A 19,734-nucleotide genomic window follows, 5' to 3' on the forward strand; every position below is an offset into this window, starting at 1 on the left:
CGTTAAAATTCCCGTTTGGTTGCCTGCATCCAAGTATCGAAAGCGGTAAGTTCTTTGTCATGCTCTTTAAACCAGGCAACGTTTTCGTCCTTGTAAACGCTTAGGCTTATATAACGCGTAAAGGCCGCCATATTGCCCGATTTGGCAAGGCTCGCAAAAAAATCCGAATAATAAGAAGCAACGAATGGTTGGTCTTTATCGTTGGTGATGGTATGCGCCACCGAGAACAGCGATGTTAATTGCAAAGTGAGCGAATCTAAAGCCGATAAGCCTTTTTTATCAGTGGTAGCGGCCATTACGGATAGGGGCAACATCAGGTTGCCGGGGTTTTTGTCGTCGGGGTTGTAGGTAATATTCACGGTTTTGTCGCCCGTGCGCTTTATGCCGTTGTTGATGATTGCTTTTATATAAGCCATTGCTTCTGCCGAGCGCTGTGTTTGTGGCTCTATGAGCAAGAAGTTGCACCAGGCCAATAGCGAGGCACCTAATTTATTCTGCTTGTTGGCTGCCAAAGCAAACGCACGCTGGCTGCTGGCATGTTTAGGGTTCAGTTTAATGGCATTTATAGCCGAGGCCTCCGCGTCGGCATACTTGCCCTGCCGTAAGTATGATATAGCCAGATTGAAGTGCAGATTCTGGAAATCGGGGAAGGCGATTATCCCCTGCTTGTAATAGGCCACGGCTTTTTCGTAATCTTTCTCGTCGTCATAAATACTTGCCAGCAGATCGTAAGCTTCGCCGGAATCGTGCCTCGCTGCGAGTTTTTCCAGGAAGGGTATGGCTTCTTTCTGCCTGTTTATAGTAACAAAAGTAAAAGAAAGTTCATATTGTGCCGAAGAGTTGTCAGGGTCCAGAGCCAAAGCTTCCTTATATTTTTTTATCGCATCGTCGTATTTGCCTTCATCGTGCAGGGTGATGCCTTCTTTTATCAAGGCTTTAGCTTTGTCGTGATCCTGGGCGTAGCCGACTAAGGAGCCGAAAACGAACGCCAATAGCAATAAGGTTTTGTATAGGGTTTTCATACAATAAGGTTTACGATGTTAATAATACCTATAAGATGCGAGAAGTAGAAGCATTCCATAAAGTTTCTGATAAAATAAATGCGGTGCCTAACGGAATACAGTCCCTGTAATTTAACTTGTTTTTAATTGTGTTGAAACATTATTTCTAATTTTCTCTTTAACCTTCTATATAATTTCTCATTTTCGCTTTCGTTTAAAGAAGAATTTTTTACCTATGAAGTTTGTGTTCCGTGCTGCCTGCGCAGCCACCTTGTTCTTGTTCTCCGCATGTTCCTCAGATACTGCCAAAAAAAAAGCGGAGGCTGCCAGCGCTGCGGCCCCCTTTAACCCTGCCGGTTTATTAAAATACGATCCCAAAAACGCCGATAAGAAGATAGACGAATTTATGCAGCACCTGCATAAGGTAAGTGGCTTTAACGGCAACGTACTGGTAGCCAAAAAAGGTAAGATAATTTATGAGAACACTTTTGGCTGGGCAAATCATTTGCTGCGCGATAGCCTGAAATTGGGCTCGCAGTTCGAGCTGGCATCCGTCACCAAAACCATGACGGGTACCGCCATTATGCAACTTTGGGAACAGGGTAAAATAAAGCTGGACCAGAACGTAAAAGAGTTCTTTCCGGATTTTCCTTACGAGGGCATCACTATCCGCCTGTTGCTGGAGCACCGCTCGGGCATGATGAATTATGTTTATTTTTTAGATGGTATATATCGCGGCGAACATCTTAACCAAAGCAAGGGCCTTACCAATGCCGACGCCATGGCCATGATAGCCAAATATAAGCCGGCGCGTTACATCGCCCCTGATAAAAAATTCCATTACAACAATTCCAACTTTATGGTGCTTGGTGCCATTATAGAAAAGGTTACGGGTAAAACCTATGCCAATTATATGATGGAGAACGTATTCAAGCCTGCCGGCATGCTGCATACTGCGGTGTACTCTAAAGCCGTGTACGATAAGATACCTGTTGATGTGGTAGGGCACGACAGGAACAGCTGGCGATACTCTGTCGCGCAAAACTACCTCGATGGCCCTGTAGGCGATAAAGGCATTTACAGCACCGTTGGCGATCTCTACATTTTCGACCAGGCGCTGCGCGCAGGTAAGTTGATAAAGCCAGCCACGCAGGATTCGGCCTATACGCCGCGTAACCCTATGATACGCGGGCATTTTAGTTATGGCTACGGCTGGCGTATATTTAATGCGCCGGGGCAACAGGTAATTTACCACACCGGTTGGTGGCACGGTTTCAGGCACATATATTTGCGCGATATGAAGAACGACGTTACCATTGTATTATTGGGCAACGTGGTAAACGGCAGCCTGTTGCACCTGGATGATTTGTTTAAGATTACCGGCATGCCGGTAGTACGCAAAGGGGCCTATAACGGCGCGGGCGATACGGAGGAAGATTAAGCTGCGGATGTGCAGATGTGCAAATTTCAGATTTGCAGATGAAGCTGCGAGCTATGGTATTCGTTAACGCAAGCAATAGAATAAATTAAATAATAACCTTATAAAGCAGTTAAGTTTGAGCGTTGTGCTTTTCATTTGCACATCTGCACATTGAAATCTGCACATCTACAACACCATGTTTGATAAATTAATGGAAGCCCAGCAAAAGGCTGGCGAAGTAAAACAGAGACTGGACGCGATAAGTGTAACCGGCAGCGCCGAGGGCGGCAAAATTACCGTACAGGCCAATGGCAATAAGGTGGTACAATCGGTTACTATTGATGAGGCATTTTTAAAGGAGGCGGATAAAGAAGAATTGGAAGAGCTACTGGTTATTGCCATTAACAAAGCCATGGAGCAGGCCGATAATGTTAGCCAAAGCGAAATGGCCGCCATGACCAGCGCTATGTTTGGTGGTATGGGCGGCTTGTTTGGCAAATAGTATTGCGGATATGTAATATTACCGTTAAATAGGTTGCACGTTTAAACATCTATCCGGTTAATTTGTAATTTGGGCACTTAATTCAATCGCTTATGAAAGTTACCTATTTGGGCCAATCGACCATTGAGCTGGTGGCCGACGGCAAAAAACTATTATTCGACCCGTTTATTACGTATAACGAACTGGCTAAAGGCATCGTAGATGTTGCCAGCCTTAAACCCGATTACATCCTGGTATCGCACGGCCACGGCGACCACGTTGCGGATCTGGTGCAGGTGCAAAAACAAAGTGGTGCCAAAGTAATCTGCATTGCAGAAATTGCCGGCTGGCTGGGTAAGCAAGGCATTGATAATGTGCATGGCATGAATATTGGCGGAGGATTCAATTTTGATTTTGGCCGTGTTAAGATGGTAAACGCGGTACACTCAAGCGCGCTGCCCGATGGCAGCAACGGCGGCAACCCGGCGGGCTTCGTGATATCCTCGGAGGGGAAGAAAATATACTTTGCAGGCGATACTGCGCTCACCTACGATATGAAACTGTTGGAAGACGAGAACCTCGACTGGGCGTTCTTACCGATCGGCGATAACTACACCATGGGTGCAGATGATGCCATCAAAGCCGCTGCATTCATCAACTGCAAAAACATTATCGGTATCCACTATGATTCGTTCCCGGTTATCAAGATTGATAAAGAAGAAGTAAAAGAAAAATTTATCAAAGCAGGGCTTAACCTTAAGCTGCCTGCAATAGGAGAGAGCCTGGATTTGTAAAAAACCAAAACGGCCCCGCAATTTGCGGGGCCGTTTTGCATAAAACTATTTATTAAATCACAGTTCCGCTTGGGATAATGGCGCGTTTCTTAACGATAACGATGCCATCTACAACCGTGTAGGTTGGGAAATCGCCATCGGGCAGTTTTCCGCCGCAATTGATTTTTACATCGTCGCCGATGTAGGTGTTCTTATCTATGATCGCATTGCGGATAGTACACCTGTCTCCGATACCCATTATGGGTTCCCCGGCTGCTTTGGCTACTGCTATCTCTTCTAAAGTTTGATAGTTGTCGCTGCCCATTACGTAGCAACTTTCTATTGTAGTATAAAGGCCAACACGGGTACGAATGCCCACAATGGAGCGGCTGATCAAACTCGCGTTGATGATACAACCATCAGCAATTATCGACCTGTCTAAATGCGTGCCCGATATTTTGGTAGGCGGCAGCATGCGCGCACGGGTATAGATGTGGTTTTTATCGAACAGGTTAAACTGCGGGATATCATCGGTAAGGCCAAGGTTAGCATCAAAGAAAGATGGGATAGTACCGATATCTGTCCAATAGCCTTCGTATTGGTAGCTTACTACCTTGTGGCCTTCAATAGATTGCGGGATGATTTCTTTACCGAAGTCGGTATGGTCGTTACCTTCCAGTAAATCGTAAAGCAGTTTGCGGTTAAATATGTAGATACCCATAGATGCCAGGTAAATACGGCCCTGGGCTTTCATTTCGGGGCTCACTTCTGATACCCAATTCTCGAAACCGCTTTTCGGTTTTTCGATGAAAGAGGTAATGAGGTTTTCGTCGTCGGTTTTCAGGATACCGAAGCCGGGAACATCGTTCACATGCACCGGGATGGTGGCAATGGATATATCTGCCTTTTTCTCGATATGCTGTTTGATCATTTCGTCAAAATCCATCTGGTATAGCTGGTCGCCCGATAGGATAAGCACGTATTCAAAATCGTGTACGCCCAGGTGGTGCAAGCTTTGCCTTACTGCATCGGCAGTGCCCTGGAACCAACCTGCGCTGGTAGGGGTTTGCTCGGCAGCCAAAATATCTACAAAAGCCGTGCTGAACGTGCTAAAGTGATAAGTGTTTTTGATGTGCTTGTTAAGCGATGCCGAGTTGAACTGCGTAAGCACGAATATCCTGTCGATACCCGAGTGGAGGCAGTTAGAGATCGGTATATCTACCAACCGGTATTTACCCGCAATAGGTACTGCCGGTTTTGAGCGTGTGAGTGTTAGCGGTGCTAACCGGCTGCCCTGGCCGCCGCCAAGTACAATGCTTATTACTTTTGATGTCATATCGTAGGAGTTAAACTTTCGTATAGGTCAATATATTCTTTTGCCGAGCGGCCCCACGAAAAATCGAGGCCCATCATTCGCTTACGCAGTAGTGTCATTTTCTTGGTATCGCTGTATAGCTCAACAGCACGGGTTATGGAAGTGCTAATATCATCCACACTTACATTGTTGAAGCGGATACCGTAGCCGTTCTCATCGCCAAAATCGATAACGGTATCGGCTAAACCGCCGGTGGTACGCACTACCGGGATGGTGCCATAGCGTATGGCGTATAACTGGTTAAGCCCGCAAGGCTCCACGCGCGATGGCATCAGCAGGAAATCGGCCCCGGCGTATATCAAATGCGCCAGCGATTCGTCGTAACCGATAAACACATTGCAGTTTTGCGGGTAAAAATCTTTGAGTTTTTGCAAGGCCATTTCGGTTTCGGTATCGCCGGTGCCTAAAATCAGGAAGGTTACCTCGTCGCCATGTTGCTGTATGCTGCGCTCGATGGCGGCGGGCAATACATCGGCCCCTTTTTCTATCACCAAACGGCCTATGAATACGATAAGCGGTTTATCTGCCGAAAGGTGGAAACGGGTGCAAAGAGCCTCCTTGTTTTTTTGCTTGCCTTTATTTACGGTCGTCAACGAGAATTTGTTTGGTACCATAGGGTCGCTGGCAGCATCCCAAACATCGGTATCTATGCCGTTGATAATGCCGTAGCCCTTTTGCCTTTCTACGTAAAACAGGTATTCGAGCCCGTTGGAGTTGATGGTAAGCTCGCGCAGGTAATTTGGCGATACAGTGGTGTAGCGCCAGCAGCATTTTACAGCGCAGGCCAGCGGGTTTATACCGCCATTCCAATCAAGCAGGCCGGTTTTGTAAAAATCTATCTCGGGCAGCAGGTTCAGCCTTTCCCAGCCGAAGGCGCCGTGGTACTGCCCGTTGTGTATAGTAAATATAGTGGGGATATGCGCCAGCCGTTTGTACAAAGCCGAGTGGTACATCATGAATGGAATAAGCCCGGAGTGATGGTCGTGGCAATGTATCAGATCGGGCGTTTGGCCGCTCCAGTTTATCCAATCTAAAAAACATATCTGGAACGCCAGGAACTGGTCCAACTCATCGGGGTAGCTATAGATGTTCTCTCGATCCAGCAGGCCGGGTACCTTTATCATGAACAGCTCGAAGCCCAGCTTATCGGTGGTTTCCTTTAATACCTCGAAGTATATGCGGCGCGTACCCAGTAGCGTAGTGCCCTGGAAAACCATATCGAAAGTATTCTCGTGCACGAATTTGCGGTTGTAAAACGGCATTACCACAGCGGCATTTTGCCCCGCCTGGTTTTGGTATTTAGGCAATGCGCCAACTACATCTGCAAGCCCCCCAACCTTGGCAATGGGGTAGCATTCGGCACTCAGGTGGAAAATTCTCATTCGGTATTATATAGTGGTTAAGGTACTAAACATTTATTCAATTGAACAAACATATAATTTGAAAAATCTGTTTAAAATGCTGTTATTATTTAATTAAAACACGCGGTTAATTACCAGATCGATATTTATCAGAAATAGACAGTAGGTTTTGTTGCGGATTTGGCAACAGGGTAGTATAAAGTGACTGAGCTTTTTAAAAATGATGCTTTAAAAAGCAATTTCGCAGGCCAGGAGCGATGATTTTAACACACCGGGTATCTCGTAAGTTTGCTGATAGAGGCCGGATGCATCAAGGGTAAGCAGGGTCGTATTTTTATTTTCGGGGTCTATCATGAAGTATTCTTTAACGCCTGCTTTTTCGTAAAGGGCACGTTTGCGCTTGGTATCATAGGCACGATTTGAGGAAAGAATTTCGATGATAAGCGAAGGTGCACCATGAACACCGTTGGTTCCTACGATATCGCCAACCTCATTCAAAACCACGAACAGGTCAGGCTGAACCACCGATTGTTGCTCTCCAATATAAACATCAAAAGGAGCACTCAATAACGTTCCAACCGGGTTATTCTGTAAAAACTGGAATAGCAAAGAAGTAAGTTTAATTACAAGAAGCTGATGTTCCCGGGATGGTGCTGGCGACATAATCAATTCGTTAAAAATCACTTCACAGCGCGTACCCTCCGGCAACATGCGGTAAATATCAACCGCTGTACGCGGTATCTCTGGTATTACCTGTTGATATTTATGTTTTTCATTCATAACCCTTTTACAAAGCGCTTCACACAAATATAACGATTGCAATAATTAAACCATAGTAAAGAAGCTCTTTCAGAATTTTTAACGTTCGGTGCATCTACATTTTAGTTTTAGAATTTAGGCTTTAGAATTTTATTATCAATGCGCTTCCAACCAATTCACCCCGGTACCAATTTCTACCATAATAGGTACTTCGGTTTTGATGGCGTTTTTCATGTTCTCTAATATGATAGGTTTTACAATTTCCACTTCGTAATGTGGCACATCAAACACCAACTCATCATGCACCTGCATGGTCATGCGGGCATCCAGCTTTTGGGCCTTAAATTCGCGGTGGATGTTGATCATCGCTATTTTGATCATATCTGCAGCCGAGCCCTGGATAGGTGCGTTGATAGCATTTCGCTCAGCAAAGCCGCGTACGGTTTGGTTGGCCGAGTTGATATCGCGCAGGTAACGGCGGCGGCCCATCAGCGTGGTTACGTAACCATTTTCACGGGCAAAGTTCATGGTATCGGCCATGTATTGTTTAATGCCGGGGTATTGGGCAAAATAGTTTTCGATGATGTCGGCCGCTTCTTTCCTTGGGATGCCCAGATTCTGCGAAAGCCCAAATGCCGATTGCCCGTAAATGATACCGAAGTTTACCGCTTTGGCGTTGCGGCGCTGTGTGCTGTCGACTTCATCCAAACCGATACCATATACTTTGGCCGCGGTTGCCGTGTGGATATCGATATTGTCAACAAATGCCTGGCGCATGTTCGGGTCTTTGCTTATCTCTGCGATTATTCGCAGCTCTATCTGCGAATAATCCGCCGAAACGATGATGTGGTTCTCATCGCGCGGAATAAAGGCTTTCCTTACTTCGCGGCCACGTTCGGTACGGATGGGGATATTTTGCAGGTTAGGGTTGTTGGAGCTTAAACGCCCGGTGGCTGCCACCGCCTGGTTGTAACTGGTGTGGATGCGACCCGTTTTTGGGTTCACCATAGTCGGCAGGGCATCTACATAGGTAGACTTTAGCTTTTGTAACTGGCGGAAATCTAATATATCGCGCACGATATCGCTCTTGGCAGCAAGGGACAGCAGCACATCCTCCCCGGTTTGGTATTGCCCGGTTTTGGTTTTTTTGGCTTTAGGGTCAAGCAGTAGTTTTTCGAAGAGTACCTCGCCCAGTTGCTTTGGCGATGCAATGTTGAAGCGAACGCCGGCTTTCTCGTAAACAACTTTCTCCAGCTTGGCGATGTCGGTTTCCAGTTCCTTGCTGAACTCTTTTAGCGTTTCGTGGTCTATGCGAACGCCTTCGTGCTCCACATCGGCCAGTACATATATCAGGGGGTTCTCAATCTCGTTCAGCAGTTTTTCGGCGCCTACTTCTTTTATCTTTGGCTCGAAGATGGTTTTCAGCTGCAGGGTAACATCGGCATCTTCGGCCGCGTAATCTTTTATTTTTTCGATTTCCACATCGCGCATGGTACCCTGGTTTTTACCTTTGGGGCCAATGAGCTCTGTAATGGAAACAGGCTTGTAGTTAAGGTAGTTTTCCGACAGGATATCCATATTGTGGCGGGTGTCCGGGTCGATGACGTAATGCGCCATCATGGTATCGAAGAGTTTGCCCTTTATTTCTACGCCGTACCACTTCAGCATCAGTATATCGAACTTGAGGTTCTGCCCAATCTTGCCAATCTTTTCATCCTCCAGCACGGGCTTAAATTCGGCTACTATCTTCAGTATCTCCTGCTCATCTACCGGTACGGGAACGTACCAGGCCTGGTAATGCTTCACCGCGAAGGAAAGACCCACCAATTCGCACTGATTGGCATCGGTACCTGTGGTTTCGGTATCGAAACAGATGCTCTCCTGTTGTTTAAGAATGGCTATAAGCTCGGCGCGTTTCTCGAATGTATCGGCTAAGATATATTCGTGCTCAACCGTGTTGATGTTTTTTACATCGGGTTGGTTGGGGGCTTCGTAAACGTCCTGCACATCTACGGTAAGCGTGGTGCGTGCACCTGCAACAGGCTCGCCAAAAAGGTCGGTTTGTACAGATACGGCGCGCGTTTCGGTAATGCTGAAGTCATCGCCAAACACACGGCGGCCCAGCGTACGGAACTCCAGCTCGGCAAAAAGCGGCTCCAACAGGTCTTTGCTTGGGGCGCACATTTCCAGCCCTGCCTCATCAAGTTCTACCGGGGAATTGAGGTTGATGGTGGCGAGGCGTTTGGACATCAGACCCTGCTCGGCAAAAGCCTGCACGTTCTCGCGCAGCTTACCTTTCAGTTCGTGGCTATGGGCAATAATGCCTTCCACCGAGTCGTATTGTTTGATTAGCGTTTTAGCCGTTTTTTCGCCAACACCGGGGATGCCGGGGATGCCATCCACTGCATCGCCCCAAAGGCCAAGGATATCTATCACCTGCTCGGGGCGCTCTATCTCCCATTTCTCCAGCACTTCTTTTACGCCCAATATCTCCATCTCGTTACCCATACGGGCAGGTTTGTAAATGCGGATATTCTCGGACACCAGCTGCGCAAAATCCTTATCGGGTGTCATACAGTAAACCTGGTAGCCTTTGGCTTCGGCTTTTTTGGCGAGGGTGCCTATGATATCGTCGGCCTCGTAACCATCAGATGTGATGAGCGGTATGTTGAACCCCAGCACCACTTTAAATATATAGGGGAGGGCCTTGCTCAGGTCCTCGGGCATGCTTTCGCGGTGGGCCTTGTAGGCCGCAAATTCGGTATGGCGTTCGGTAGGTGCTTCGGTATCAAAAACTACCGCCATGTGGGTGGGCTTTTCTTTCTTCAATACATCCAGCAGGGTATTGGTAAAGCCCATTACGGCCGAGGTATTCAAGCCGCCCGAAGTAAAGCGCGGGGTTTTGCTCAATGCGAAATGCGCCCGGTAAATAAGGGCCATGCCATCCAATAGAAAAAGCTTCTTCATTTTATTTGATTACACCGATTATTTTTTTTGACACCGATTGCACAGATTTAAATGATTTCACCGAATAACGGCGATAGCTTCAAAAATCGGTTCTCGATGTATGTTTTCAAAAGTACGATTAATGTTTACGAACAGCCAAGATATGCCTATCAAAAAATCAGCATTCACTTTTATCTGTGAAATCATTTTAATCGGTGTAATCGAAATTATCTAAAAGAACAGTGCGGTACGTGGTCGTTCACCATGCCGGTTGCCTGCATAAAGGCGTAGCATATGGTGGTGCCGAAGAATTTGAAGCCGCGCTTTTTCATGTCTTTGGATATCGCATCAGATTCGGGCGTGCTTACCTGCGGGCCATGGTAGGTAGTAATAGGCTTACCATCGGGCATAAAGCTATACAGGTAATTATTGAACGAGCCGAACTCCTTTTGTACATCCAAAAATAATTGCGCATTGCGTATGGCAGAAGACACTTTGAGGCGGTTGCGGATAATGCCCGCATCCTGCAATAAACGCTGCTGGTCTTCTTCGGTAAAAGCCGCTACTTTTTGTACATCAAAATTTGCGAAAGCATTACGGTAGCCATCGCGCCGGCGCAAAATGGTTATCCAGCTAAGGCCGGCCTGCGCAGCTTCAAGGATTAAAAACTCAAAAAAGATTTTATCATCGTGCGTGGTTTTGCCCCATTCTTTATCGTGATATTCCATGTAAAGCGGGTCCGTTCCGCACCAGCCGCAGCGGGTTATTTCCTGGGTAGAAGGCATTTTATTTCGGCTTAATTTGTGCAGGCTAAATTAGCAATAAAAATATATTTTGCTAATATTTTTAGATTTTGATATCGGGTGTAATAAAGATTCTCGGCTTAACTGAATCGAGTTGCTGTGACTAATTCGGATTGAATGGCTTTGTTTCGGTAATCAGCCTGAATTTATTTATATGCTTCTCTTGCAAAACACTAATGACTCTTTTAATTAACGAATATTCAGTATATCGGTCGGCTTTTAAAGCAACCCTCAGCGAATACCCTGTGGTTGACTCGCGAACTTGTTTTGCTATTTGTATCCACTCGCCCAACTCATTTTCATCGGCACTTATTTTCATCCCTAATTGATGGTAATATGCTTCGCTCTCAATTTTATAATTGGCCAGATATGATTTTAGATGCGATAAAGGCATACCTATTACCTCCATATTTTCAAAAGTTGCTATTTCAACAGACGAAAATTGCATAGTATGCTTTTTTGCCATATTTATTAAAGTTTGCCGGCGAAGCTCCTTATCTAGAGTTAACATCACCTTTCCCTGGCCAATCAATATTACCCCTTCCCCAAAACCATCAATATCGCAAAAAAAGCCGGTTGACCCTGGCATTTTTAAATTAATCGGTTCGGGATAATTTGAGCGTGCCATGGAAAGGTATAGTAGCAAAAGCAAGAAACCAACGGAGCATACCGCTGCCAGGTCTAAGGGGGAATAAATATACCGGCTGCGTTTGTACACAATCTTAGGTTTGGGCTATAAATTTACCAAATTAATTTTCAGCAAACCAAAGCAAACTGCTTACTGCAAACCGCCAACTGAATTCAACTCATCCCAATACTCCACCGCCCTGCGGTAATGAGGTATTACGATAGAGCCGCCCACTAAATTGGCGATCATAAACACTTCGTTCATTTCGTCGTGCTTTACCCCGGTTTCGTGGCATTTGCCCAGGTGGTATTTGATGCAGTCGTCGCAGCGGAGCACCATGCTGGCTACCAGCCCAAGCATTTCTTTGGTTTTTACATCCAATGCGCCATCGGCATAAGTAGTGGTATCGAGGGCGAAGAATCGCTTGATATTGGTGTTGGCGGTCTCCATTATCCTGTCGTTCATTTTGCTGCGATAGGCTTCAAAATCGTTTATCAGTTGTCCCATTGTGTCGGCGGTTATTTCGTCAATTATTTGCTATTTTATTTAGCATTAAAGTTATAAATGTTTTACCTTTATCCGCTTCATTAACCATAATTTTACGCATTTATTAAAATACCTATGGAAAGCTTATCGCCCAATATCTTCGTTGCCGATATCAACAAAACCATCGAATTTTACACCATCCTGGGTTTCGATTTGGCCATGAGCGTGCCTGAGGTAGGCCCCGATTTTGTTTGGGCCATGATGGTAAAAGGCAACGTAACCATGATGTTCCAGACTATGGAAAGCCTGGGCGAAGAATTGCCCGAGATAAAGCGTACCAACGGCGGTTCGTTGTTACTGTACATTAAGCTAAGTGGTATTCGTGCTTTTTTTGAGGATATAAAAGATAAGGTTACTGTGCTTAAAGGCCTCGAGAAAACCTTTTACGGCGCAACCGAATTCTCCATACTGGATAATAACAGCTATGTTTTAACCTTTGCTGAAGACGAAGCGGAATGATAACATTTAAACGACTGGACCACTTCCACGTTTGCGTGCCGCCCGAAAGATTGGAAGAAGCGCGGCTATTTTACACCGATGTAATAGGGCTGGAGCAGATTTACCGGCCCGACCATCTTTTCTCTTCAGCAGGGTATTGGTTTAACATTGGCGACTTGCAACTTCATATTGGCGTAGAGCCGACCTTGCCGCGTACCATAAGGCATGTTGCGATAGAAGTTGCCGATATTGAGGCAGCAAGACAACACCTGGAAGCAAATGGCGTGGAGCTTGTGGAAGAGCCGGTAATACCCGGCCGCACGCGTTTTGCCTTTATCGATCCTTTTGGCAATCGCATGGAGCTGCTGCAAATAATATAATACACCCGATAGTTGTGGGTTTTATAGTTAAATTAGTGGCCTTTGGGCCGGTTTTTGCTTAATGCTGAGCTATGAAAATACTTACACCCGCTATGCACGGCATTGCCGACTACCTGATTGTAGTATTCTTATGGTCTGCACCAACGTTGTTCGTATTACCTGGCGATCTTGCCAGTATTGTTTATGGCTTGGGTATTGCGCATTTGGCGTTAACCGTCTGTACCGACAATACCGCCGGGATTTTCAGGTTTTTCTCTATGCGTGTACACGGTTTGATGGAGCTGGTACTAGGCGTTTTGCTGCTTGCACTTTCCTTTACCTTGTTGAAATACGACGAACGCGCCAAGCCTTTTTTCATCACCTACGGCGTAATGTTGCTGGTGCTTTCTCTGGTGACTGATTACAGCTATATTAAGCCCGATTTCCGTAAAATCAGAGCTTCAGCTCGATTGCGGGATCCCAATACAGCTCTTTAAAATTCTGCACCTGGTTATCTACAACGATTACCCCCTCGCTGGCGAGCAACTGCTCCATCGTATCGCCGCCAAAATGGAATTTTCCTGTAAGCAAGCCTTGCCGGTTTACTACGCGGTGCGCAGGAACAGGCGGATTGGCGGTGCCCGCGGCCATCATGGCGTAACCAACAACGCGCGATGATTGCTTCGACCCCAGGTACGAGGCGATGGCCCCATAGGAGGTTACCCTGCCTGCCGGTATCAGCCGCACTACATCGTACACGTTATCATAAAAATTATAATCGGCCATTTGCTTTAAAACGAAAACTTAAGGTAATTGATGTTTTTGTTATGCTGCAGGTACTTTTTCTCGTAGTAAGTTTTGATAGATAACACCTCGTCGGCAAATTCCGAGTGGTATAGGTCTTCGGTTTTGGTATGCAGCAGCAAGTTCAATTCTACTATCTTTTCGGCAGTGTACGCATGCAGTCCATCGTTGTCGGTCTTCAAATTTACACAGCCACCTGGTTTTAACAGTACACGATATTTATCTAAAAAACGGGGCGAAGTGAGGCGTTTCTTCTCTCGGCTTAGTTGCGGCTGCGGGTCGGGAAAGGTTATCCATATCTCGTCTACCTCGCCCGGTGCAAAATAATCGGTGAGGTTCTCTATCTGTATCCGCAAAAAGGCAACATTAGGCACGCCATCTTCCAGCGCGGTTTTTGCCCCGCGCCAAATGCGGTTACCCTTATAATCTATACCGATAAAGTTTTTGCCGGGGAACATAGTCGCCAGGTTTACCGTGTATTCGCCTTTGCCGCAGGCAAGCTCCAGCACCACAGGATTATTGTTCTTGAAAAATCCTGTTGCCCAATTGCCTTTGTAGGGCTTGCCGGCATCCAGTTGCAAAACATTATCGAAGGTTTCTATCTCGGCAAAACGCCTTATTTTATCTTTTCCCATAAAAAGGCAAAAATAATAAAATTAATGATGTTGGCCCATGATGGTCAACCGCCCACATGCAGGGGCTTAATATATTGCCCGGCTTGCGCCACCATCTACCTGTATGGTTTGCCCGCTGATGTAGCTTGCTTGTGCGGATGCCAGGAAAGCCACCAGTGCTGCCAATTCGGTCGGCTCGCCAATGCGGCCAAGGGGGATGCTTTTGGCTTTTTCTTTCATAACTTCTTCGGTATCCACGCCTTTGGGGAGGGTGTGTTTTATCCGGTCGGTAAGGATAAGACCGGGTGCCACATTATTTACGGTAATGTTGTAGGGGCCAAATTCGTCGGCCATCATTTTAGCCATGCCAACAACGCCCATACGCATGGCAGTGGATAGCACCGAACCTGCCAGCACCGCCTTTACCGATCCGCTGATGACGTTAATGATGCGACCGCTGCCGGTTTGCTGCATATATGGCAGCACCAATTTACTGGCGCGTGCCACGCTCATCAGGTTAAGGTTAAAGGCTTTCAGCCATTGCTCTTCGTTGATGTTCTCGAATTTATCGAAGGGTGGGCCGCCGGCATTGTTTATCAAAATATCTACCCGCCCGAATTGAGTTACTGCTTGTTTGATAAAAGCTGCTACCTCCTCGGGTTTCGATACATCAACAGTTATTGCCAATACCGGGTTGCCCGTAAGCGCCGTTATTTCAGCGGCAGTTTTATTCAACTCATCAGCATCGCGCGAGCCGATAACCACCGTTGCACCCTCGGCAGATAAAGCCGTTGCGATAGCTTTGCCCAGGCCCTTGCTGGCCGCAAATACCAGGGCCACTTTATTGTGCAGTTTTAAATCCATAGGCTACAATAATAGCCAATTTGAGGTTTTGAGCATCTGTTTAATTATCAATAAAATATCATAAATTAGGAGCCAATTATATTACCAAATTATAAATAAATCATTAAGTATCTCAACGATGTTGGCCGCATGGCCGGTTTATGCCCGTTTGTTTTGCAACCTATAAATTTATGAGAAGAGCCTTTACCTATTTGTGCATTATCCTGTTTATGGCGAGCTGTAAAAAAGACGAGCCGAAAATTACCCCGCCGGATACCGCGCCCGATTTCAATATTTTTGTGGAAGCCAAGTACAATACAGGCAAAATAGGCGCGGATATCTTCCTTACGCAAGATGGCAGTAGTTTTAAAGGCGGCACCGCCGAGCCCGAAACGGATATGAACCTGGTGGCCGGTTTTGCAACCAAAAGCGGCACTGTAGTTAAAGTGGGCGATGTGGTACAAACCAGCAGCGTTACCAGCAACGATTTTTCTAAGCCGGTTGTTTACTCGGTAACAACAGGCGGCACTGTAAAAACCTATACCGTAACTATTGCCAATTTTACCGGCTTGCCCGTGTTCAATATTACAACTGCCAGCCCTGTAGTATCTAAGGACGATTATGTGAACGGCACGCTCAATATCAATACCATGGGCTTGTACGATCAGGACGTGAAAACCATAGAAATGCAGATAAAGGGTCGCGGCAACTCTACCTGGGGGATGCCTAAAAAGCCTTACCGCCTGAAATTCACCAGCAAGAATAAGTTGCTGGGGTTGGCCAGCGCTAAGAATTGGGTGCTGCTGGCCAATTACTCCGATAAAACTTTGATGCGTAACAGCCTGGCCTTTGGCCTTGCGCAATCCCTAAACTCTGACTACGCGCAGCACGGCATATTCGTAGAGGTTTTTATGAATGGCGAATACCTGGGCAACTACACCCTTACCGAACAAGTGGAGATAAACGCCGCCCGCGTAAACATCCCCGAGCTTAAGGCGGCCGACGTAAGCGCAACTGCTGTTACAGGCGGCTATTTGATAGAACTTGACCAGCGTAATGGCGAGATAGTGCATTTCAATACCACAAAAGGCCTGCCCATGAACCTGCGCTCGCCGGAGGTGCCGAATACCGACCAGCTGAATTATATCCAAAACTATTTGCAGCAAACCGAGGACGCTATATTCTCGGCCAATTTTGCCGACCCCGCTACCGGTTATGCCAAATACATCAACTCCGACTCATTCATTAGCTGGTTTTTGGTGAACGAGGTTTTCAAGAACCAGGATGCCGCCAACTTTGCCAGCATGTTTTATTATAAAGACAGGGGCGGCAAATTAGGTATGGGCCCCGCCTGGGATTTCGACCTGGGGGCGGGCAACGTAGATTACAGCGACGCCACCAAGCCTGAAGGCTGGTGGGTACATGATGGCGTTTGGATTGGCCGCCTGATGCAGGATCCCGCTTTTGCTGCCAAGGTAAAAGCCAAATGGGATGTGCTCAAAACAACAGGCCTCCCCGAGATGCTTGCTGCTATGGATAAGAACGCGGCATATCTCGACGAATCGCAGAAACGCAACTTCGCTAAATGGAACATCCTCAATATTTACGTATGGCCAAACCCTGTAGTACTGGGCAGTTATAAAGCCGAGGTGGCTTACGTAAAAAACTGGTTCCAGAAACGCATCACCTGGATGGATGCCAATATAAAATAGCCTCGGCGATGCAGCCTGGTTAAGTGGTTGGCTAAAAATCGATATCTTTCGCCTATGAAAAACCAGGTTACGCGAACCATTTTATTGCTGGCGGTTTCTATTACACTGTTTGCGGTTATCTTATGGGCACCGGCCCCTAAAAACCCGGCCTTGTTCGATGTCATCAGGGGAGCATCGGGCGGCTTTGGGCTGGCAGGTTGTATAAGTTTTATTTTACTGCTGAAGGATGAATTAAAAGCCGCTAAAAAAGTATAGGTGCAACATTCGTTTTTGCATAAGAGTGCTATCATCGGGTTATATCTTTGTGCTGAGATAATGCTGCGCCACGACGGCAAGATTTGGGTAAAAAGTGAGAAGGGCGAGGGCTCTACCTTTTACTTCACGCTGCCTGTAAATTAATTTGTGCAGATTTGCGTATCTTGACAGGTAATGAAAAAGTTTATTCGCGGTTTCGGCTTTGCCTTTAAAGGCCTGCATTATGCTTTTACTACGCAGGTAAACTTCAGGGTGCATGTATTTGCTGCCCTTGCAGCCGTAGCCGCCGGGTTTTATCTCCGTATAAATACAGCCGAATGGAAATGGGTATTGCTGTGCATAGCCATGGTATTACTTACCGAACTTTTAAACACAGCTATCGAGCTGCTCACAGACCTGGTATCGCCGGGCTATAATAAGCTGGCGGGGCATGTAAAAGACGTGAGCGCGGCCGCCGTATTAATAGTGGCCATTTTTGCGGCTGTAACCGGCATCATTATCTTCCTGCCGAAAATTTTATTGCTCGCGGACCATGCTGCATAAAACACGCGGCATCGTTTTTAAAACTACCGACTATAGCGAGAGCAGCGTGGTGGTACAGATATTTACCGAAAAATTCGGGCTGCAATCGTACCTCATCAACGGCGTAAAAAAGCCTAAGGCCAAAATAAGCCGCAACATGCTGCAGCCCCTGCATTTGGTAGATATGGTGGTGTACCACAAACCGGCGGGCAATATACAGCGGATAGCCGAGATGAAGAATTCGCCGGTGCTACTCAGTATTCCTTACGATATCATCAAAAGTTGCATCGCCATGTTTTTGAACGAGGTGCTGTACAAGGCCGTTAAACAACAAACGCCCGATGAAAATAGCTTCGATTTTGTCTTCCACGCGATAGAATGGCTGGACAATGCTACCCAAGGGCTCGCCAATTTCCACCTGGTGTTTTTGGTGCAGCTAACCCGTTACCTGGGTTTTTATCCGCATAGCGAGAATGCGGCCAACGCAAGCTATTTTGATATGAAGAATGGCGTATTCAGTAACTACAGGCCCGATAGCTTATCTTACCTCTCACCACCGCATACCCAAAACTTTATAGCATTGCTCCAAAGTAGTTTCGCCAGCCTGGAGCATATCGAACTCAATAACGATGAGCGTCGCTACCTCATCAGCAAACTGCTGGAGTATTATGCCTTGCACATAGAAGGATTCGGATACATCAAATCGCACGAGGTACTGGAAGAAGTATTAGGGTAGAAAAATTTTTCGTAATTAAATTCTATTATTATCTTTAATGCAGAATAAAAAGTATGTCTATGCGAGAATCGTTGCTTAAAAATTTTGTTTTAGTGCTTTCAACTGGTGCGGTATTGGCGTTTGCCGGATGTGATAATAATCCGACTCATAAGGCCAATAAAAAACGGATATTTTTCAAAACTATAGAGGGCATTACTTATACAGAAGTATCGCGTGTACAGCAAAATGGGCTATCGTTCAATGAATATGGTTATCACCTAAACCCCGACTGGCGGCTGCGTTTCGTGTCGGATGATTCTGTGGCCCTGTTTAGCCCTGTAAAGAAAGCATTCCTCAATTTCCCCCTGGCGCTCGGGTACGATTCTGTCATCAATACCAATCAATCGTACCTAAAAATGCGGCGGATGAGCAAGGATAGCTTGGTGTTTGAGCTCCTCCTCGCCAAAAACGATTCGCTGAATATTAATGGCACAAAGATTTACATGAAATTTTACGCCGATAATTACATCAAAAATAAGCTGCATACCACCGCCGCCGTTTTACAGCATTATAAAGCTCAGGATACCTTATTTGTTATGGGCTTAGTGGCCAAAGCCAATGCCGACATGAAGGAATATTTTGCTGCGCAGCAGCCAGTACAGTTGATAAGCAAGAGCCCGGTAATCACCGTGGTGAAGGAAAAAACCGTGCCCGATTTCGTGTTGAATAATTACAATACCTCCGATGATTACATGAACCCGCAATACGATATCGTAATCAATAAAGCGTACGAAGATTTTAACTACTCATTTACAGTGTATGTAGATAAGGATGGCAAAATGTATTACAATGAACCGATGACGCAGTTCCCGGATGGGAAATATAAGGATAACTACATCAGCAAGTCGACAGCTATCATGAATGGCTATTTAAAAAGATACGTGTCAAACGTTCCCGGGCAAACGCTTGGGATGAAGCATGCAAGCTTAATATCGCTGCATGTAAAGGGCGTATCGGGCAAAAAAAATACGATAGCAGCACGATGATTTTTGGCGCTATGGCATCCCGGTATTAGCATTAACCCAAAATTCGTTTCTTGATAAATTCTACTGCCGAGTCGGCCAGGTCGGTGCCGCCGGTTTGGGTGAGGGTCCCATCCGGAGCGAGGGTAAGCTCGGCGGTGATGTTGTCTTCTATATAAACGATAAGCTTATTCTGCTCCTTTATTATGGTACAAGGAACTTCGCGGCCCGAGTAATAGATCATGAACTCGTACTTGCCGTCTTTATCTGCGGGGCTGGTGTCTTTCTCGTCAATCATGGTTTAGTTGTTTTAGAGATAACACCAAAAGCCGCCTCATGTTTCTAAAAACAAAAAAG

General features: G+C 46.2%; 24 protein-coding genes. 12 read left to right on the forward strand and 12 right to left on the reverse strand.

Features of this window, described 5'->3' with window-relative positions; translation table 11 throughout:
• Positions 1 to 2: 2 nt before the first annotated feature.
• Positions 3 to 1,022 (reverse strand): tetratricopeptide repeat protein, encoded by a 1,020-nt coding sequence (locus AC1DYT_RS14990; protein ID WP_477470387.1) that lies wholly within the window; start codon positions 1,020 to 1,022, stop codon positions 3 to 5.
• 214 nt (positions 1,023 to 1,236) lie between these two features.
• Between AC1DYT_RS14990 and AC1DYT_RS14995 the strand changes: the two genes are divergently transcribed.
• From AC1DYT_RS14995 to AC1DYT_RS15005, 3 genes are all read left to right on the forward strand, one after another.
• Positions 1,237 to 2,442 (forward strand): serine hydrolase domain-containing protein, encoded by a 1,206-nt coding sequence (locus tag AC1DYT_RS14995; RefSeq protein ID WP_477470388.1) that lies wholly within the window; start codon positions 1,237 to 1,239, stop codon positions 2,440 to 2,442.
• 175 nt (positions 2,443 to 2,617) lie between these two features.
• The gene (locus AC1DYT_RS15000; protein ID WP_477470389.1) at positions 2,618 to 2,923 is read left to right on the forward strand and encodes a YbaB/EbfC family nucleoid-associated protein; all 306 of its coding nucleotides are present in this window, start codon (positions 2,618 to 2,620) and stop codon (positions 2,921 to 2,923) included.
• Positions 2,924 to 3,015: 92 nt separating this feature from the next.
• The gene (locus AC1DYT_RS15005) at positions 3,016 to 3,696 is read left to right on the forward strand and encodes a metal-dependent hydrolase (protein ID WP_477470390.1); all 681 of its coding nucleotides are present in this window, start codon (positions 3,016 to 3,018) and stop codon (positions 3,694 to 3,696) included.
• A gap of 52 nt (positions 3,697 to 3,748) precedes the next feature.
• Here the strand turns inward: AC1DYT_RS15005 and AC1DYT_RS15010 are convergent, their stop codons facing one another.
• The 7 genes from AC1DYT_RS15010 to AC1DYT_RS15040 all read right to left on the reverse strand — a co-directional run bounded on the left by AC1DYT_RS15010 (position 3,749) and on the right by AC1DYT_RS15040 (position 12,054).
• Positions 3,749 to 5,011, reverse strand: coding sequence for a glucose-1-phosphate adenylyltransferase (locus tag AC1DYT_RS15010; protein WP_477470391.1), 1,263 nt, complete (start codon positions 5,009 to 5,011; stop codon positions 3,749 to 3,751).
• Positions 5,008 to 6,432 carry a glycogen synthase gene (locus AC1DYT_RS15015; RefSeq protein WP_477470392.1) on the reverse strand — a complete coding sequence of 475 codons (1,425 nt, stop codon included), beginning with the start codon at positions 6,430 to 6,432 and terminating at the stop codon, positions 5,008 to 5,010. Before AC1DYT_RS15015 ends, AC1DYT_RS15010 begins: the two co-directional genes overlap by 4 nt.
• 207 nt (positions 6,433 to 6,639) lie before the next feature.
• Positions 6,640 to 7,191 carry a Uma2 family endonuclease gene (locus AC1DYT_RS15020; protein ID WP_477470393.1) on the reverse strand — a complete coding sequence of 184 codons (552 nt, stop codon included), beginning with the start codon at positions 7,189 to 7,191 and terminating at the stop codon, positions 6,640 to 6,642.
• Positions 7,192 to 7,326: 135 nt separating this feature from the next.
• Entirely contained in the window at positions 7,327 to 10,137 is a 2,811-nt protein-coding gene (gene polA / locus AC1DYT_RS15025; protein ID WP_477470394.1) for a DNA polymerase I, read from the reverse strand.
• Positions 10,138 to 10,343: 206 nt separating this feature from the next.
• Positions 10,344 to 10,901 (reverse strand): DNA-3-methyladenine glycosylase I, encoded by a 558-nt coding sequence (locus AC1DYT_RS15030; RefSeq protein WP_477470395.1) that lies wholly within the window; start codon positions 10,899 to 10,901, stop codon positions 10,344 to 10,346.
• Between the two features lie 121 nt (positions 10,902 to 11,022).
• Positions 11,023 to 11,547 carry a hypothetical protein gene (locus tag AC1DYT_RS15035; RefSeq protein WP_477470396.1) on the reverse strand — a complete coding sequence of 175 codons (525 nt, stop codon included), beginning with the start codon at positions 11,545 to 11,547 and terminating at the stop codon, positions 11,023 to 11,025.
• Positions 11,548 to 11,697: 150 nt separating this feature from the next.
• Positions 11,698 to 12,054: a carboxymuconolactone decarboxylase family protein gene (locus tag AC1DYT_RS15040; protein WP_477470397.1), complete on the reverse strand. Its 357-nt coding sequence runs from the start codon at positions 12,052 to 12,054 to the stop codon at positions 11,698 to 11,700.
• A gap of 114 nt (positions 12,055 to 12,168) precedes the next feature.
• On the opposite strand from AC1DYT_RS15040, the gene AC1DYT_RS15045 reads away from it, so the two are divergent.
• The 3 genes from AC1DYT_RS15045 to AC1DYT_RS15055 all read left to right on the forward strand — a co-directional run bounded on the left by AC1DYT_RS15045 (position 12,169) and on the right by AC1DYT_RS15055 (position 13,387).
• The gene (locus tag AC1DYT_RS15045) at positions 12,169 to 12,552 is read left to right on the forward strand and encodes a VOC family protein (RefSeq protein ID WP_477470398.1); all 384 of its coding nucleotides are present in this window, start codon (positions 12,169 to 12,171) and stop codon (positions 12,550 to 12,552) included.
• Complete coding sequence (locus AC1DYT_RS15050) at positions 12,549 to 12,911, forward strand: VOC family protein (protein WP_477470399.1); 363 nt, start codon at positions 12,549 to 12,551, stop codon at positions 12,909 to 12,911. Before AC1DYT_RS15045 ends, AC1DYT_RS15050 begins: the two co-directional genes overlap by 4 nt.
• Positions 12,912 to 12,982: 71 nt before the next feature.
• The gene (locus tag AC1DYT_RS15055) at positions 12,983 to 13,387 is read left to right on the forward strand and encodes a hypothetical protein (RefSeq protein ID WP_477470400.1); all 405 of its coding nucleotides are present in this window, start codon (positions 12,983 to 12,985) and stop codon (positions 13,385 to 13,387) included.
• Here the strand turns inward: AC1DYT_RS15055 and AC1DYT_RS15060 are convergent.
• The 3 genes from AC1DYT_RS15060 to AC1DYT_RS15070 form a co-directional block, all read right to left on the reverse strand.
• A complete protein-coding gene (locus AC1DYT_RS15060) occupies positions 13,344 to 13,676 on the reverse strand; it encodes an MGMT family protein (RefSeq protein WP_477470401.1) in 333 nt (110 codons plus the stop codon). The two genes, AC1DYT_RS15055 and AC1DYT_RS15060, sit on opposite strands and share 44 nt — an antisense overlap.
• A gap of 5 nt (positions 13,677 to 13,681) precedes the next feature.
• Positions 13,682 to 14,329 carry a tRNA (guanosine(46)-N7)-methyltransferase TrmB gene (gene trmB / locus AC1DYT_RS15065; protein WP_477470402.1) on the reverse strand — a complete coding sequence of 216 codons (648 nt, stop codon included), beginning with the start codon at positions 14,327 to 14,329 and terminating at the stop codon, positions 13,682 to 13,684.
• A gap of 66 nt (positions 14,330 to 14,395) precedes the next feature.
• On the reverse strand, positions 14,396 to 15,172 hold the full coding sequence (locus AC1DYT_RS15070; protein ID WP_477470403.1) for an SDR family oxidoreductase: 777 nt from the start codon (positions 15,170 to 15,172) through the stop codon (positions 14,396 to 14,398).
• 170 nt (positions 15,173 to 15,342) lie between these two features.
• Between AC1DYT_RS15070 and AC1DYT_RS15075 the strand changes: the two genes are divergently transcribed.
• The 6 genes from AC1DYT_RS15075 to AC1DYT_RS15100 are packed head-to-tail and all read left to right on the forward strand — an operon-like array spanning position 15,343 to position 19,401.
• Positions 15,343 to 16,863, forward strand: coding sequence for a CotH kinase family protein (locus AC1DYT_RS15075; protein WP_477470404.1), 1,521 nt, complete (start codon positions 15,343 to 15,345; stop codon positions 16,861 to 16,863).
• A 54-nt stretch (positions 16,864 to 16,917) separates the two neighbouring features.
• Positions 16,918 to 17,118, forward strand: coding sequence for a hypothetical protein (locus AC1DYT_RS15080; protein WP_477470405.1), 201 nt, complete (start codon positions 16,918 to 16,920; stop codon positions 17,116 to 17,118).
• Complete coding sequence (locus tag AC1DYT_RS15085; protein ID WP_477470406.1) at positions 17,119 to 17,262, forward strand: ATP-binding protein; 144 nt, start codon at positions 17,119 to 17,121, stop codon at positions 17,260 to 17,262.
• A gap of 30 nt (positions 17,263 to 17,292) precedes the next feature.
• Positions 17,293 to 17,661, forward strand: coding sequence for a diacylglycerol kinase family protein (locus AC1DYT_RS15090; protein ID WP_477470407.1), 369 nt, complete (start codon positions 17,293 to 17,295; stop codon positions 17,659 to 17,661).
• Entirely contained in the window at positions 17,651 to 18,376 is a 726-nt protein-coding gene (gene recO, locus AC1DYT_RS15095) for a DNA repair protein RecO (protein WP_477470408.1), read from the forward strand. Before AC1DYT_RS15090 ends, recO begins: the two co-directional genes overlap by 11 nt.
• A 53-nt stretch (positions 18,377 to 18,429) precedes the next feature.
• Entirely contained in the window at positions 18,430 to 19,401 is a 972-nt protein-coding gene (locus AC1DYT_RS15100) for a hypothetical protein (RefSeq protein ID WP_477470409.1), read from the forward strand.
• A gap of 31 nt (positions 19,402 to 19,432) precedes the next feature.
• On the opposite strand, the gene AC1DYT_RS15105 is transcribed toward AC1DYT_RS15100, so the two are convergent.
• A complete protein-coding gene (locus tag AC1DYT_RS15105; protein ID WP_477470410.1) occupies positions 19,433 to 19,675 on the reverse strand; it encodes a hypothetical protein in 243 nt (80 codons plus the stop codon).
• Between the last annotated feature and the right edge of the window lie 59 nt (positions 19,676 to 19,734).

It is taken from the genome of Mucilaginibacter sp. P1_D10 (assembly GCF_056406215.1).

Coding starts and splice junctions, on each gene's coding strand:
- AC1DYT_RS14990 (WP_477470387.1), bottom strand. CDS start 1,022: ATGAAAACCCTATACAAAACCTTATTGCTATTGGCGTTCGTTTTCGGC.
- AC1DYT_RS14995 (WP_477470388.1), top strand. CDS start 1,237: ATGAAGTTTGTGTTCCGTGCTGCCTGCGCAGCCACCTTGTTCTTGTTC.
- AC1DYT_RS15000 (WP_477470389.1), top strand. CDS start 2,618: ATGTTTGATAAATTAATGGAAGCCCAGCAAAAGGCTGGCGAAGTAAAA.
- AC1DYT_RS15005 (WP_477470390.1), top strand. CDS start 3,016: ATGAAAGTTACCTATTTGGGCCAATCGACCATTGAGCTGGTGGCCGAC.
- AC1DYT_RS15010 (WP_477470391.1), bottom strand. CDS start 5,011: ATGACATCAAAAGTAATAAGCATTGTACTTGGCGGCGGCCAGGGCAGC.
- AC1DYT_RS15015 (WP_477470392.1), bottom strand. CDS start 6,432: ATGAGAATTTTCCACCTGAGTGCCGAATGCTACCCCATTGCCAAGGTT.
- AC1DYT_RS15020 (WP_477470393.1), bottom strand. CDS start 7,191: ATGAATGAAAAACATAAATATCAACAGGTAATACCAGAGATACCGCGT.
- polA (WP_477470394.1), bottom strand. CDS start 10,137: ATGAAGAAGCTTTTTCTATTGGATGGCATGGCCCTTATTTACCGGGCG.
- AC1DYT_RS15030 (WP_477470395.1), bottom strand. CDS start 10,901: ATGCCTTCTACCCAGGAAATAACCCGCTGCGGCTGGTGCGGAACGGAC.
- AC1DYT_RS15035 (WP_477470396.1), bottom strand. CDS start 11,547: ATGGCACGCTCAAATTATCCCGAACCGATTAATTTAAAAATGCCAGGG.
- AC1DYT_RS15040 (WP_477470397.1), bottom strand. CDS start 12,054: ATGGGACAACTGATAAACGATTTTGAAGCCTATCGCAGCAAAATGAAC.
- AC1DYT_RS15045 (WP_477470398.1), top strand. CDS start 12,169: ATGGAAAGCTTATCGCCCAATATCTTCGTTGCCGATATCAACAAAACC.
- AC1DYT_RS15050 (WP_477470399.1), top strand. CDS start 12,549: ATGATAACATTTAAACGACTGGACCACTTCCACGTTTGCGTGCCGCCC.
- AC1DYT_RS15055 (WP_477470400.1), top strand. CDS start 12,983: ATGAAAATACTTACACCCGCTATGCACGGCATTGCCGACTACCTGATT.
- AC1DYT_RS15060 (WP_477470401.1), bottom strand. CDS start 13,676: ATGGCCGATTATAATTTTTATGATAACGTGTACGATGTAGTGCGGCTG.
- trmB (WP_477470402.1), bottom strand. CDS start 14,329: ATGGGAAAAGATAAAATAAGGCGTTTTGCCGAGATAGAAACCTTCGAT.
- AC1DYT_RS15070 (WP_477470403.1), bottom strand. CDS start 15,172: ATGGATTTAAAACTGCACAATAAAGTGGCCCTGGTATTTGCGGCCAGC.
- AC1DYT_RS15075 (WP_477470404.1), top strand. CDS start 15,343: ATGAGAAGAGCCTTTACCTATTTGTGCATTATCCTGTTTATGGCGAGC.
- AC1DYT_RS15080 (WP_477470405.1), top strand. CDS start 16,918: ATGAAAAACCAGGTTACGCGAACCATTTTATTGCTGGCGGTTTCTATT.
- AC1DYT_RS15090 (WP_477470407.1), top strand. CDS start 17,293: ATGAAAAAGTTTATTCGCGGTTTCGGCTTTGCCTTTAAAGGCCTGCAT.
- recO (WP_477470408.1), top strand. CDS start 17,651: ATGCTGCATAAAACACGCGGCATCGTTTTTAAAACTACCGACTATAGC.
- AC1DYT_RS15100 (WP_477470409.1), top strand. CDS start 18,430: ATGTCTATGCGAGAATCGTTGCTTAAAAATTTTGTTTTAGTGCTTTCA.
- AC1DYT_RS15105 (WP_477470410.1), bottom strand. CDS start 19,675: ATGATTGACGAGAAAGACACCAGCCCCGCAGATAAAGACGGCAAGTAC.